A 13932-nucleotide genomic window follows, 5' to 3' on the forward strand; every position below is an offset into this window, starting at 1 on the left:
TTCCCCAGTTCGGCGCCCTCGCCAGCAACGGTGGAGTATGGGTCGCTAGCGCGGCGACTCGCCGCCGGCCTGCACCCGCCGATTGACGGTGTCGCCCAGGTACGCGCCCTGCTTGACCATGGTCTCCTGGAGCCAGTGAACGGGGATGTTGCGCGGCTCGACGCCCTCGGCGACGGCCAGCGCAGCGGCAGTCCCGGCCGCCTGCCCCATCGCGAAGGCTGGCGGCATCACGCGGATCGCCCCGAGCGCTTCATGCGTCGCGGAGACGCAGCGGCCAGCGACCAGCAGCCGGTCGGCCCCCTTCGGCACCAGGCAGCCGTAGGGGATCTGGTAGACGTTGGCGCAGGTGAACGCCTCTTTGTTCATCGTGCCGCCGGAGCCAGTCGGGCTGTGGATGTCGATGGGGTACCCGCACAAGGCGATCACGTCGTCGAACTCGCGGCCCGTGGCGAGATCGTCCGCCGTCAGCGTGTACTCGCCCTCGATGCGCCGCGTCTCGCGCACGCCGATCATCGCCGCCGTGTCCAGCAGCATCGCGTTCTCGAAGCCGGGGCAATACTCCCGGAAGAACTTGATCAGGAACATCACCTGCTTGCGGCCTTCGATCTCGGCCTTCGTCAGATCCTTGACGTTGGTGCCGTCGAGCTTGTGCAGGCGCGTGGTGTTGACCCGCCAGATGCCCGGGTACGGCGTCCGGTAGACGCCAATCGCCTCGCGCGGGATCGGGAACTCGCCGCGCTCGTGGGCTGCCTTCACAATCGAGGTGAACGGGCGGTACTCGTTCATCCGGTTGACGTACTCGACGACCTTCTCGTCGTCGACGTTGCCGACGCGGAAGAAGAGGGTCATCGGCTGGGTCAGGCCGTCGCCCTCGCGGCCCTGGTGGGTCGGCACGCCGGCCCGCACCGCGATGTCGGCGTCCGCCGAGCAGTCCACCGTGATCTTGGCGCGGATCGCCTCCAGGCCGGACTTGCTGCCGACGACCACGCCCGAGACGCCGCCGTCTTCGACCAGCGTATCCACCACAAAGGTGTGCAGCCGCAGCTCGACGCCAGCCTCCAGGCACATCTCGGCGGCCACCAGCTTGACGTACTCGGGGTCGAACGGGGTCACCCGGTGGTGGCCGTAGGTGATGAACCCGGCGTACTCGCTGCCACCCTCGACCTCGCGCGGGTGGATCGCGCCGCCCAGCGCCTCGGCCCGCTCGACCAGCTCTTCAAACACGCCCTTGATCAGCTGGATCTTGCCGTCCTGGCTGTACGACGTCATGAACGGTCCGACGAGGCCTGCCGTGGCGTTCCCACCCAGGAAACCGAACCGCTCAACCAGGACCGTCTTTGCGCCGGTGCGCCCGGCCGCCACCGCCGCCGCGATACCGGCCGGACCGCCGCCGACGACCAGCACGTCACATTCGGCGGCTACGGGGATATCCCTGGCGAAGCTGATCCGCTCGCCGTTCCGCTCTGCGTCTGACACGACTCAGGTATCCCTTCTCTCGTCGAGTGGGCTCCAGTCGCACCCGCAGGAGCGCCGCGTCACCATCTGGGTCGGCAACACCTGCGGGGAGCGTACCTCACGCCCTTCAATGAGGTTGACAATCATCCGTCCGGCCGCCGCGCCCATGTCGTAGCGCGGTGGGCTGACACAGGTCAGCGGCGGCTCGACGAGCGGCGACCACTCCAGGTTGTCGTAGGCGATGACAGCGAACTGCTCGGGCGTCCGGACGCCCTGCTCGCGCAGGCCACGAATCAGGGCGACGGCCAGCGGATCGCGCGTGGTGATGGCGGCCGTCACCCCCTGCTCGAGGATCTGGCGCACGGCGTCGCGGATACGCTCAGGCTCGGCCTGCCCGGCGTCGAGCGCGAGGGTCATCTCGGCCCCGGCGTCCCGCATGAGCCGCCGGTACGCCTGGACCTTGTCGCGGGTCGGCTCGAACCGAAGATCCTCGGCCAGCATCGCAATGCGGCGGTGCCCGTGGCCGCGCAGGTGCGCGAGGGCCGTCTCCAGGCCGCCAACCTCATCCGCGCTGACGGTCGGGATCTCGACGCCGAAGTCACGCCGCCCGACGTGGACGATGGCCACACCCTGGCGGTGGGCCTCGGCAACGGCGGCACGGTCGGTCTGCGTCCCGATGATGACCATGCCGTCGACCCGTCCGCTGGTGATCGGCTCGGTCAGGTCGTGGCTGGCGGCGACGTGCCCTGGCGCGAAGAGGAGCAGATCGTAGTCGGACTCGCCGAGGGCGTGACGCAGCCCGGCCAGGATCAGGTCGTAGAACGAGTCGCCCTGCATCCTGCTGGAGCCGTACCGCACCAGCCCCACGGTGGTGGTCCGGCGGCCGGCCAGCGCACGCGCGGCATAGTTGGGCCGGTAGCCCGTTTCGCGTACGATACGCAGGACGCGGTCGCGGGTGACTGGGTTGACGCGTGGGCTCAGGCGGATCGCGAGTGAGACGGTATTTCTGGAAACGCCGGCAAGCCGCGCAACGTCTTCGAGCGTGCGCGCCCTGGGCGACTCCGTCGTCTCACTATGAACGCTCATAGTGCCTCCAGAATACCATGTCGTCCTGAATCCCGCAACATCGTTGTCTGCCGAGAGTCTGGACCTGCCGTGCCGGCGTGGACCACTGCGCCGGCGTGGACGCGCAGCATCGCCCCTGCCGCCCCCGCTGCACTGCGATATCGTTATTGCAGAGAGGATACACGCCGGCGGATCGCCCGAACGGGGCGCCGGCGCGCGGCCTTCGTCACACCGTCATCCGGGCGCCGTGCCCTGGGAGCGTGCGGCGACGTTCGAGTGCCGGCGACCGCGCTGGCGCGTCGTCAGGCGGCGACCTTCGCCAGCACGCGCTTGTGCGCCAGGTCCGCCAGCAGCACGGCCGGCGCGGTCAGCAGCGCGATGCCCCAGCCCAGCAGCGTCGGCGGGGCCTGCCCCAGCAACGCCGCCAGCGGCGACACGTAGAGCAGCAGCCCCAGCAGTGCCAGCTCGACGCCCACGCCCACCAGGATCAGCCGGTTGCTGGTCCAGCCGAGGCGGCCCGGCCAGCGGCGGGTGTCGCGGCAGGCGAAGACGTTGGCGGCCTGCCCGATCACCACGGCGGCGAACGCCGCCCCAGAGGCCGAGAGGATCGTCAGCGCATCTGGCAGCTCGCCGCCCGGCCGCCAGCCTGCCGCCCACAGCACCGCCGAGAACGCCGCCATCTCCATCAGCGCCTCGACGGGGCCGAGCACGCCGAAGACCCGGAACAGCATCGCGCCGTCGAGCAGGCGCTGCTGGCGAGGCGGCTCCTTCGGCACGTCTGCGCCAGGCGGCTCGATGCCGAGCGCCAGGGCCGGGATCTGGTCCGTCAGCACGTCCAGGCACAGCACCTGCAGCACCCCCAGCGCCAGCGGGAACAGGCCGCCGGCCACCGCCCAGACCACGAACGGCGTCAGCTCCGCCACGTTGTCGGTCAGGTGGTAGGTCAGGAAGCGTCGGATGTTGGCGAACGTCGCGCGGCCCTGGGTGACGGCGGCGACGATGGTCGCGAAGTCGTCGTCCAGCAGCACGAGGTCGGACGCCTCCCGTGCGACGTCGGTGCCCCGCTTCCCCATCGCCACGCCGATGTCTGCTGCCTGGAGGGCTGGCCCGTCGTTGACGCCGTCACCGGTCATGGCCACGACGTGCCCGCGCGCCCGCAGCGCCTTCGCGATCCGCAGCTTCTCCTCGGGGGCCACGCGGCTGACCACCACGCCGTCACGATCCAGCAGCGCGCCCAGCGCCGCCTCGTCCGTGGGCAGATCGCGCCCCTCCAGCACCCGCGCGCCATCCAGCAGCAGCCCGACCTGGGCCGCGATGGCGCGAGCCGTCCCCGGGTGGTCGCCGGTGATCATCGCGATCTTGATGCCCTGCTGCCGGCAGGCCGCGATGGCGGCTGCCGCGCCGGGCCTCGGCGGGTCTTGCAGCCCGACCAGCGCCAGCAGCACCAACCTTCGTTCGAGCGCCTCGGCGTCGAGCTGGCCGGCCAGGGCCTGCTGCCGCTCGTCAGCCGAGAGCCGGCGGGCGGCGATGGCGAGCACCCGCAGCCCTCGGTGGGCCAGCGCGTCAAGCTCGGCGGCGGTGCCGTCCACGTGGGCGCAGCGCGGCAACACTGCGTCTGGCGCACCCTTTACCAGCAGGCGGTCGCCCACTAGGATCGACATCCGCCGACGGCGCGGATCGAACGGGAAGCGGCGGTCGGCCGGGTGCGCCCGGGCGTCGGCATCGGCGTCGATGCCCAGGCGGCGAGCCAGCGCGTCGAGCGCGGCCTCCATCGGGTCGCCGTGCGCCTGCCAGCGGCCATCAGGATCGCGCGGATCCTGCACGATGCGCCCGCTCGAACAGCGGACGGCTGCCAGCGCCGCGTCAGCCAGCGGCGCGCGCGCCTGCGGGGCCACCGTCACCAGGCCAGTCGGCTCGTACCCGCGCCCCTCGATGGTCGCCGTGCCGTGCGGCAGCCAGACCTCGACCACGGCCATCTCGTTCTGGGTGAGGGTGCCGGTCTTGTCCGTGCAGATGAACGTGGTCGACCCCAGCGTCTCCACCGATTCGAGCCGCCGCACCAGCGCGTTGCGGCGCGCCATCCGCTGCGCCCCAACCGCCAGCGAGAGCGTGACGGTCGGCAGCAGCCCCTCCGGCACCAGCGCCACCGTCACGCCGATGGCGAACAGGAAGCCGGACCCGGCCGGCAGGCCGAGCCAGAGCGCCACCAGGAAGAAGAGCACGCCGACGCCAATGGCCATCGCGGCGACGGTCCGCACGACGCCGTGCAGCTCCCGGGCCAGCGGGCTGGGCGGGCGCTGGCCGGCTCGCGTGAGGTGCGCGATGCCGGCCAGCCGCGTCCGGCCGCCCGTGGCCGTCACAACGGCCGTTGCCTCGCCCTCCACCACGAAGGTGCCGGCCAGGAGCGGCTGGCCCTCCCCAACGTTGACGGGGACGCTCTCACCGGTCAGCGTCGAGGTGTCCACCGTCAGGGCATGCGCCTCGACCGCCTCCAGGTCCGCCGAGATGCGGTCGCCGGCCTCCAGTACCACAAGGTCGTCAACGACCAGGTCGCCGGCGTCGACCGCGCCCGGGCGGCCGTCTCGGATGACCGTCGCGCTGCGCGGCAGCAGGTCGCGTAGGTGCTCGGCTGCGCGCTCGGCCCGGTGCTCCTGTGCGAACGCGAACAGCCCGTTGACCACGACGATCACGACGATGGCCACGGTCAGTTGCGGCATGCCGGCCAGCAGCGCCAGCCCGGCCGCGCCCCACAACATCAGCGCGAAGAAGTGGAACAGTTGCTGCGCCAGGACGCGCCATGCCGACGGCGAGGGCGGCTTCGGCAGGACGTTCGGGCCGTCGCGCTGGAGGCGCAACGCCGCTTCGGCGGCCGTCAGTCCGGCGTGGACGGCGGCCGCCGCTTCGGTTGGGTGCGGCGCGGACGGGTCGGGCGAGTTGCTGCTGCTAGATGGAACGGCGGATGCCACCATCGGAACGCCCCCCGCGGAGCGCGGCACGGTCGTCTGTGCGGACGGGTATGCGGAGCGGCGCGGGTGTCCGTGCGGACGCCCCCGGCCGGAGACGCCAGGCCAGGAGGCCGACCAAGAGTGCCAGCGCAACCATTGCGACGCCTGGCTGCGCGATCCAGAGATAGCCGAGTGCATCAACGCTCATCGGTGAGCCTCCCGCTCCCACGGTCCGAGAATCCGTGCTCCGCTCACGGCGCCCGCGGAACTCCTGCTGCAAGTGTCCCACCGAGGCGGGGCGACGTACATGGCCGTCTGTCCCGATCCCAACGTGACATCCATCCGAGCCAGACCGTGCGCCACCGGGGCGGCGCGCCGTCGCGTGTCAAGCATCCTTCCGGTTCGGTGACAATCGCCTCTGGGAGCACGCCCGCGTCGCCGGTACCCTCGTAAGGGGCGTACACGTGCCAGCGCCGTTCGAGCGCAGACCGTCGCCGCCACTCTGGTTGTGGTGCGGGAGGCTCTCACCATGCGAATTCTGGTTCCATATGACGGGCACGAGTTGTCAGAGCAGGCCGCCGTGATGGCCATCGACCTCCTGGCCCAGCACAGCCTGGACGTCCATTTCCTGCACGTCGTTCCAGACGCCGCGCACCTGGACGCTGGCGAGGCCGCGATCAAGGCAGCGGCTGAACGCCTCGCGGCGTCACCCGCCCAGATCACGCCGGTCGTCTCCGTCGGCAAGCCGGAGGTCGAGATCGCCCGGTACGCCGATCAGCACGGGGCCGACCTGATCGCGATGTCCACGCACGGCCGCTCGATGCTCGCCCGGATGCTCGTCGGCAGTGTCACGGACCGCGTCATCCGCACCTCGCCGGTGCCGGTGCTGGTCTTCCATCCGCCGTCGATGTCGATTGACCGCGTCTCGCCGCCGGCCGGCCGCCGCCTGCGCGTGCTGGCCCCGTTCGACGGCTCGGACTTCGCCGCCGACGCCGTGCTGATGTCGGTGGCCCTGCTGAAGGCCGACCTGGTCGAGGTTCAGTTGATGACGGCGATTGCGACGGCCCTGCCGGACCTCCAGTCGCTCGCCCGCCAGCTGCTCGAAACCACAGCCGCCAGGGTCCGCACGCTCGGTGCGAAGGTCTCGACCGTGCTCGTCCAGGGGGATGCCGCGCCCTCCATCACCCGGCTGACCCACGAGGGCGGCTTCGACCTCGTCGTGATGTCCACGCACGGGCACGGGATGATCGCCCGGGCCATCATCGGCAGCACCACCGATCGAGCCGTCCGCATCTCCGAGGCGCCGGTCCTGGTGGTGATGCCGCAATCGATGGAAGCGCCGACGGACCCGGTCAGCGGCGAGATCGTCGATCCGGACCATGCGGAGTACACCGCCGAGTATCACGGCCGGGTGTTCGCGTTCACGTCGTTCGCGCACAAGCAGCAGTTCGAGAGCGCCCCAGACGCCTACGTCGGCAACCGGATGGCTCGGACCGGCCGCTTCGCCGCCGTCTCGGACGGATTCGCAGCGAAGACGCCGAACGGTGCGCCGCCCGTCATCCACGAAGCCTGACGCACCTCACGCCTTGCGGACGCATCAACGCGGACGCATCAACGCGGACGCATCGACATCGGGGTAGCCCGCACGCTCTTGCCTTGCAGCCGATGGCGGACGCCCCCCGCTCCTGCACGCGGGAGCGGGGGGACTGAACGACCGCTTCCAGCAGGAGTGGCCGGGGCAGGAGAGGGCCGGGGTGGGGGCCGCCCCTACGGGGTGGGACCGCCCCTACATCTCCAGCTTCGACGGCGGCGGCCGGGTGAACGACGTCACCGCGCCGACAGCCGCCAGCCCGGCCGCCACCATCATGCCGTAGCTGGTGGCGTTCACCACCTGGGCTGGCGCGTGCCCGCCACCGCTCATCGCGAGCACCGTGGCGTACACCGCGCCCGCCACGCCGATCCCCAGCACGTTCCCGAGCGTCCGTGCCGTGGACAGAATGCCCGAGGCGACGCCTCGCCGCTCGGGGCCGACCGCCCCCAGCACCGAGCTGTTGTTGGGCGAGGTGAACAGCCCGATCCCCAGGCCGACCAGCGCCAGCGTGGCGCTCAGCTCCCAGAGCGGCGTCTCCAGGCCCATCTGCGACAGGATGACGAGGCTGATGGAGAGGATCGTCATGCCGACCGTGGCGGGGATGCGCGCCCCGATCTTGTCCGAGAGGCCGCCGCTGACCGAAGCCATCACCGCCATCACGATGGGCTGCCAGGTCAGCACCAGCCCGACCTGCCCCGGCGAGAGGCCGCGTCCCTCGATCAGCGCGAACGGCAGCAGGAAGACCGTCCCGGCCGAGGCCGAATAGTTCATCATCGAGCTGATGACGGGCGCGGTGAACGCCCGCTGGTTGAACAGCGACAGGTTGAGCATCGGGCTGGGCGTGCGGCGCTCGTGCACCACGAACACCACCAGCGTCACCAGCCCGACGAGTAGGCAGCCGATGGTCAGCTCGGAGGTCCAGCCCCAGCTGCGGCCGCGATTGAGCGCCAGCAGGAGCATCACCAGCCCCACGAGGTAGACCGCCGCCCCGATCAGATCGAAGCGCTCGCGGCGGTTGGACAGCACGTCCTTGCGGAGCACCAGGAAGCTCGTGACCAGGGCGATGGCAGCAAACGGGATCGGGACCAGGAAGACCGACTGCCAGCCGAACAGGTCCGCCAGAAAGCCGCCAATCGGCGCGCCGGCCGCCAGCCCCACGTACACCGTGGACGCCTGGATGCCGAGCACCTGGCCCCGCTGGCTCGGCGGGAAGAACGCGGTGAGGATCGGCGGCGAGTTGGCGATGAACATCGACGCGCCCACGGCCTGGAGGATCCGTGCGCCGATCAGCAGCGGCACCGACGGCGCGAGCACACACAGCCCGAGGCTCAGGATGAAGACGGCCAGCCCCAGCAGGTACACCCGCCGGTGCCCGATCATGTCGCCCAGCCGCCCGAACGTCAGCAGCAGGCCGCTCTGGACGAGCAGGAACGCCGTCACGATCCATTCGACCGCCGAGATGTCGGTCTGGAAGGCGTTGGAGATCAGCGGCAGGATCGTGTTGAGCACGCTGTTCGAGAGCGCCGTCGTGAACGTGCCGACGCCAAGCGCTGCGATCAGGGTGAGCCGCTGCCCGCGCGTCGGCTCGGCGGCAGCGGCCGGCCGGGTGCTGGCCGAAGCGCTCACGGATTGAGCCCGGTCCGGACAGCGGCGACCGGGGGCGTCGGGAAGTGGCGGCGTGTCAGGGCGGTTCCTCACTACTGGACGTCGCTTCGACAGGCCGTCGAGGCCGAGGCGACGCCGCGCACGTGGATAGGTCGGTCTAGTGTAGCGTGCGGCGGCCCATCGTGCTGCACGGCCGGCGTGCGGACGCTTGCGACCCCGACGGTTCGCTCCCTGGTCGCTGCCTGATCCCGCCCGGGCGGCTGTGCTACCCTGCGTCCGCTAGCGTGACCGATCTCTGGAGGGCGCCGTGCCACGACCGCGACCCGCTCCCGACACCTACAAGACCGGCCTCATCCGTCCGCCTGACTTCGACCAGTTCTGGCAGGGCGTCCTCGCCGATGCGGCGGAGATCCCTCTCAATCCCTCGATGGAGCCGGTGCCGCACCGCTCCACCGACGAGGTGGAGGTCTTCGAGATCGGCTACGACAGCCTGGACGGCGTGCGGATCGCCGGCTGGTACTGTCGCCCGCGTGAGACGTACCTGACGGGGCCGTACCCGGGCCTGTTGCTGGTCCCCGGCTACATCTCCGAGCCGACGCTGCCGAAGTCGTGGGCGAAGCTCGGGTACGCGGCGGTGGGCGTTGCGCCACGTGGCAAGCTGCGCTCGAACGGCCAGTTCAACCCGGGCTACCCTGGCTTGCTGCTCGAGAACAGCATGGATCGGAACACCTACAGCTACCGGGGCTTCTACGTGGACGCCGTGCGGGCGCTGGACTTCGTCAAGACCCGCCCGGAGGTGGACGCCGAGCGGATCGGCGTGCACGGATCGAGCCAGGGCGGCGCGCTGACCATCGTCGTGTCGGCGCTGCGGGCCGGCGAGATCGCGGCGGCAGCGGCGGGCGCGCCGTACCTCTGCTGCATCATGGAGAGCGCCAGGCTCTCGCACACGTACCCGTATGAGGAGATCAACGAGTACCTCCGGCTGTACCCCGAGCGCGAAGCGGCCATGACCGAGACGATGGCGTACTTCGACTGCGTCAACCTCGCGCCGCTGGTGACCTGCCCGACGATGGTCTACATCGGGCAGGTGGATGACTGCGTCCCGCCCGAGACTGGCTACGCCCTGCGGGACGCCCTGACCTGCCCGGTCGAGTTCCACGCCTCCGACGACTGCGCCCACGACGCCGGCGTGTACTGGAAGATGTCCCGCGTGACCTCGTTCCTGGCCGAGCACCTCCAGCCAGCCTCGACGGGCCGCCGCGCCGAGCAGACGGTCGGCTGAGGAGAACGAGATGCCACAGACGACCCCCACGCCGTCCGAGTTCGCGGCTTTCTGGGACGCCCTCGACGCCGAGCTGGCCGGCCTCCCGGCCGTCGCCGACCTGGAGCCGCTGCCGCTCCGCTCAGGGCCAGACTACACCTGCTACACGCTGCGCCTGACCTCCGTCGGGCCGTATCGGATCTTCGGCTACTACAGCGTGCCGACCGGTCCGGGGCCACATCCCGGCCTGCTGCTGACGCCACGCTACGGCAGCGTCAACCACGTCCCGGACTACGCCGAGCGCAAGCGGTACGCCGTCCTCCAGATCATGCACCGGGGGCAGCGGCTGGCCGACAGGCCGTATGCGGCAGCCTACCCCGGCCTGCTGACGGACGGGATCGACACGCCCGAAGGCTACGTCTACCGGGGCATCGTGGCGGACTGCCTGCGCGCCGCCGAGTTCCTGGCCAGCCGCGACGAGGTTGACAGGAGCCGGATCGGGATCGCCGGCGACGATCTCGCCATCATCACGGCGGCCCGCCGTCCCGTCTTCAGCGTGCTGCAGGTGACGGGCTACCTGCTCTACCGCGCCGCCGAGGCCCGCCTGCGCTCCGAGGCCTACCCGACCGAGGAGCTGAACGACTACACGCGCGCCTTCCCAGACCAGGAAGCGGCTATCGACCAGACGGTTGGCTACTACGGCGCGGAGCTGTTCGCCCCGGCCGTCACGATCCCCAGCCAGCTTGCCGTGGGCGACGACGGCGCCATCAACGGCCCCGAGTGGCTCGCGCCGCTGGCCGAGGCGTTGGGCGGCCCGGTCGACCTGTACCGGCTCACCCACGCCGGCGGCGCCGACAACGACGCGCTCGACACCTGGCTGGCCGGCCAGTTGGGCGTGCCGCCGCTGCCGAAGTTCCTGCGTGAACTGGCGTAGTTCTCGATAGTCAGCGGTCAGTCTCAGGACTGGCCACTGAGGACGGAGAGCTGACTGCTCGAAGAGGAGTGTCCGTGCAACCGACCAACCTTCTGATCCTGATGGCCGACCAGCACAATCGCCAGATGATGGGCTGCGTCGGCCACCCAGACATCAAGACGCCCAACCTGGACCGCCTGGCCGCGCGCGGCACCCGCTTCGCCAACGCCTACACCAACAGTCCCATCTGCGTCCCTTCGCGGGCGGCCATGGCCACCGGCCGCTACCCGCACACCATCGGCGTCTGGGACAACGCCGCGCCGTACACCGGCACGCCGGCCTCGTTCGGGCACCGTCTGACGGAGGCCGGGCATCCCGTTACGACCATCGGCAAGCTCCATTTCCGAAGCGCAGACGACGATACCGGCTACCCGGACCAGCGCATTCCGTTGCACTGCCACGAGGGTCTGGGCGATCTGCGCGGCATCCTGCGCGCCCAGATGCCGCCGCACTTCCAGCACCGGAAGTACCTGCTCGACGCCGGGGCCGGCGACTCGGAGTACCTGCGCTACGACCGCGCCATCACATCCCAGACGACCCGCTGGCTGCGCGAGGAAGCCCCCAAACAGTCCGAGCCCTGGACCTTATGGTCGTCCTGGGTCTCACCGCACCCGCCGTTCATCGCGCCGCCCGAGTTCATGGCGCTCTACGACCCCGCGACGATCACCCTGCCGGTCGGCTGGGAGCCGCGGGACTGGGTCGATCATCCGGCGATGAACCTGCGCCGGCGGATCATGTGCTACGAGGAGCCGCTGGACGAGGCCACCTTCCGACAGGCGATCTGCACCTACTACGCCCTGGTCAGCTTCATGGACGCCCAGATCGGCGAGGTGCTGCGGGCGCTCGACGACGCCGGCCTGACCGAGCGCACCCGCATCCTCTACACCAACGATCACGGCGATATGGTCGGCAAACATGGGCTCTGGTACAAGAGCGTCATGTACGAGGACTCGGCCGGCGTCTCGATGCTGCTGGCCGGGCCAGACATCCCCGAGGGCAAGGTCAGCCAGACCAACGTCACGCTGGCGGACGTGTTCCCGACGGCGCTCCAGGTAGCGGGGGTTCCGCTCCAGCCCGAGGACGCCGACCTGCCCGGCCGCTCGCTGCTGGAGCTGGCCGCCGCAGATCACGTCTCGCGGACGGCCTTCTCCGAGTTCCACTCCAGCATGTCGGCCACCGCAAGCTTCATGCTCCGCGACGACCGCTACAAGCTGATCTACTACGTCGGGATGCCGAGTCAGCTGTTCGATCTGCAGGCGGACCCGGACGAAGCCCACAATCTGGCGGAGGACCCGGCCCACGCCGAGGCGCTGGCCCGGCTGGAGGCCGCGCTCCGCGCGATCTGCGATCCCGAGGCCGTCGATGCCCAGGCTCAGGACAGCCAGCGGGCGCGCGTCGAGGCCGTCGGCGGGGCCGAGGCGATCCTCTCAGGCGGTGTCAAGTTCACGCACTCGCCGCCGCCAGGCCAGTTCGCCTAGAGGCGCGGCCCGGCCGGCGGTCGCTCATCGCTCTCGCCACACCGGGGCGCGCCGCTCCTCAGCGGCCGGCCCGCCTGGCGGTCAGGACAGGCCCCCGAAGCTCAACGCCCGGATACGCAGCACGGCGTACACGATGTCGAACGTCGGGGTCGGCACGCCAACCGCCTTGCCGCGCCGAATGACCGTGCCGGCCAGGTGCTCCAGCTCAACGCGCCGCTGAGCGTCGTAGTCGCGCTGCATCGAGGTCGTGTGCGTGTCTGGCAGGTTCAGGAAGAACTTCTCGACACTGACCGTCGACTCGTCTGGCAAATTCACGCCAGACGCCCGGCCAACGGCCTGCACTTCCTGCATCAGCGCCTTCCAGAGCGCGTGGCCTTCGCTGGTGCCGCGCACCTTGCCGGAGGCCACGTTCGCGGCGCTGGTGGTGCTGGCCAGCGGGGCCAGCAGCATGAACTTCTCCCAGACCGCCCGCGTGATGTCAAGGCTGGCCGTGACCTCGTCCACGCCAGCCCCGCGCAGGGCGGCAACAATCGCCTCGACGCGCTCGGAAGCGCCGCCCTTCGGCTCGCCGACGGTCACGTTGCAGAACGGGCTGAACCGCTCGACCACGCCCGGCTCGTTGATGCGCGCGCCGATGTTGGTCGAGCCGCCGAGCACGCGATCCGCCCCCACGACCGCACCGATCTCGTCCGTCGCATCCACGCCGTTCTGCAATGGCACGATGGAGGTGTTCGGGCCGACGACCGGCTCGATCGCCGCGGCGGCCTCCGAGGTGTCGTACGTCTTGACCGTGAACAGGATCAGGTCGAACGTGCCGCCAGCCTCAGCCGGGGTGCGGACGGCCGTCACCGGCGAGAGCTGCTTTGTCTCGCCACGGTCGATGAGCGTCAGGCCGTTCGCCTTGAGCGCTTCGAGATGTGGCCCGCGCGCTGTGAACACGACCTCGTGCCCGGCCTGCTGCAACAGGCCGCCAAAGTACCCGCCGACGCCACCAGACCCCATGACCAGCACCCGCATCGCTGCCTCCCAACCGCCGGGGCGCAGCGCCCGGCGGCTCGTGTTTGTGGACCGACGCCATCGCCGCCACGCGGCTTGCACCCGCGGGGGAGTCTAGTCGAACGGCGCAGCGGGATCTACTCACGCCGGCCCGTGAGGACATGGGCACGACGCGCTCAACAGGCGATTGCCCTGAGCGCCCTGCCAGGGCGATTGCATGTTGATGTCGTCGTGCCGCCGCGTCGGGGCTTGAAAGCCCCGCCTACCATCCTGCCGTCGCTGCGCGACGCGCCAGTCGCACCAGTGCCGGCCGTTCCCGACGGCCGTCGCGCAGCGACGGCGTGACTGTAGGCGGGGACTTCAGTCCCCGACCGCCCGTTCCATGATGCTCCGGGTACACCAATGAACATGCCATCGCCCTGATGCTGCTACCAGGGCAATCGTATGTTGAGCGCGTCGTGCCGCCGCGTCGGGGCTTGAAAGCCCCGCCTACGATCCTGCAGTCGCTGCGCGACGCTCCAGTCGCACCAGTGCCGGCCGTTCCCGACGGCCGTCGCGCAGCG

Annotated in this window: 9 protein-coding genes; 4 read left to right on the forward strand and 5 right to left on the reverse strand. The window is 70.5% G+C overall.

What is annotated here, in order from left to right:
• Positions 1–45 precede the first annotated feature (45 nt).
• The 3 genes from IT306_01505 to IT306_01515 all read right to left on the reverse strand — a co-directional run bounded on the left by IT306_01505 (position 46) and on the right by IT306_01515 (position 5489).
• A complete protein-coding gene (locus tag IT306_01505) occupies positions 46–1476 on the reverse strand; it encodes an FAD-dependent oxidoreductase (protein ID MCC7367064.1) in 1431 nt (476 codons plus the stop codon).
• A gap of 3 nt (positions 1477–1479) precedes the next feature.
• Positions 1480–2541 (reverse strand): LacI family DNA-binding transcriptional regulator, encoded by a 1062-nt coding sequence (locus tag IT306_01510; protein MCC7367065.1) that lies wholly within the window; start codon positions 2539–2541, stop codon positions 1480–1482.
• A gap of 281 nt (positions 2542–2822) precedes the next feature.
• Entirely contained in the window at positions 2823–5489 is a 2667-nt protein-coding gene (locus IT306_01515) for a cation-transporting P-type ATPase (GenBank protein ID MCC7367066.1), read from the reverse strand.
• Between the two features lie 505 nt (positions 5490–5994).
• Between IT306_01515 and IT306_01520 the strand changes: the two genes are divergently transcribed.
• Positions 5995–7038 (forward strand): universal stress protein, encoded by a 1044-nt coding sequence (locus IT306_01520; GenBank protein ID MCC7367067.1) that lies wholly within the window; start codon positions 5995–5997, stop codon positions 7036–7038.
• Between the two features lie 213 nt (positions 7039–7251).
• Here the strand turns inward: IT306_01520 and IT306_01525 are convergent, their stop codons facing one another.
• Positions 7252–8682 (reverse strand): MFS transporter, encoded by a 1431-nt coding sequence (locus tag IT306_01525; protein ID MCC7367068.1) that lies wholly within the window; start codon positions 8680–8682, stop codon positions 7252–7254.
• A gap of 286 nt (positions 8683–8968) precedes the next feature.
• Between IT306_01525 and IT306_01530 the strand changes: the two genes are divergently transcribed.
• From IT306_01530 to IT306_01540, 3 genes are all read left to right on the forward strand, one after another.
• On the forward strand, positions 8969–9943 hold the full coding sequence (locus IT306_01530) for an acetylxylan esterase (GenBank protein MCC7367069.1): 975 nt from the start codon (positions 8969–8971) through the stop codon (positions 9941–9943).
• Between the two features lie 10 nt (positions 9944–9953).
• Positions 9954–10856 carry an acetylxylan esterase gene (locus IT306_01535; GenBank protein ID MCC7367070.1) on the forward strand — a complete coding sequence of 301 codons (903 nt, stop codon included), beginning with the start codon at positions 9954–9956 and terminating at the stop codon, positions 10854–10856.
• Between the two features lie 74 nt (positions 10857–10930).
• Positions 10931–12373: a sulfatase-like hydrolase/transferase gene (locus tag IT306_01540; GenBank protein ID MCC7367071.1), complete on the forward strand. Its 1443-nt coding sequence runs from the start codon at positions 10931–10933 to the stop codon at positions 12371–12373.
• A gap of 81 nt (positions 12374–12454) precedes the next feature.
• On the opposite strand, the gene IT306_01545 is transcribed toward IT306_01540, so the two are convergent.
• Complete coding sequence (locus IT306_01545; GenBank protein ID MCC7367072.1) at positions 12455–13390, reverse strand: 2-dehydropantoate 2-reductase; 936 nt, start codon at positions 13388–13390, stop codon at positions 12455–12457.
• Positions 13391–13932: the final 542 nt, after the last annotated feature.

This window comes from Chloroflexota bacterium (genome assembly GCA_020850535.1).
Taxonomy (GTDB): Bacteria; Chloroflexota; UBA6077; order UBA6077; family JACCZL01; genus JADZEM01.

Coding starts and splice junctions, on each gene's coding strand:
- IT306_01510 (MCC7367065.1), bottom strand. CDS start 2,541: ATGAGCGTTCATAGTGAGACGACGGAGTCGCCCAGGGCGCGCACGCTC.
- IT306_01545 (MCC7367072.1), bottom strand. CDS start 13,390: ATGCGGGTGCTGGTCATGGGGTCTGGTGGCGTCGGCGGGTACTTTGGC.
- IT306_01515 (MCC7367066.1), bottom strand. CDS start 5,489: ATGGTGGCATCCGCCGTTCCATCTAGCAGCAGCAACTCGCCCGACCCG.
- IT306_01535 (MCC7367070.1), top strand. CDS start 9,954: ATGCCACAGACGACCCCCACGCCGTCCGAGTTCGCGGCTTTCTGGGAC.
- IT306_01520 (MCC7367067.1), top strand. CDS start 5,995: ATGCGAATTCTGGTTCCATATGACGGGCACGAGTTGTCAGAGCAGGCC.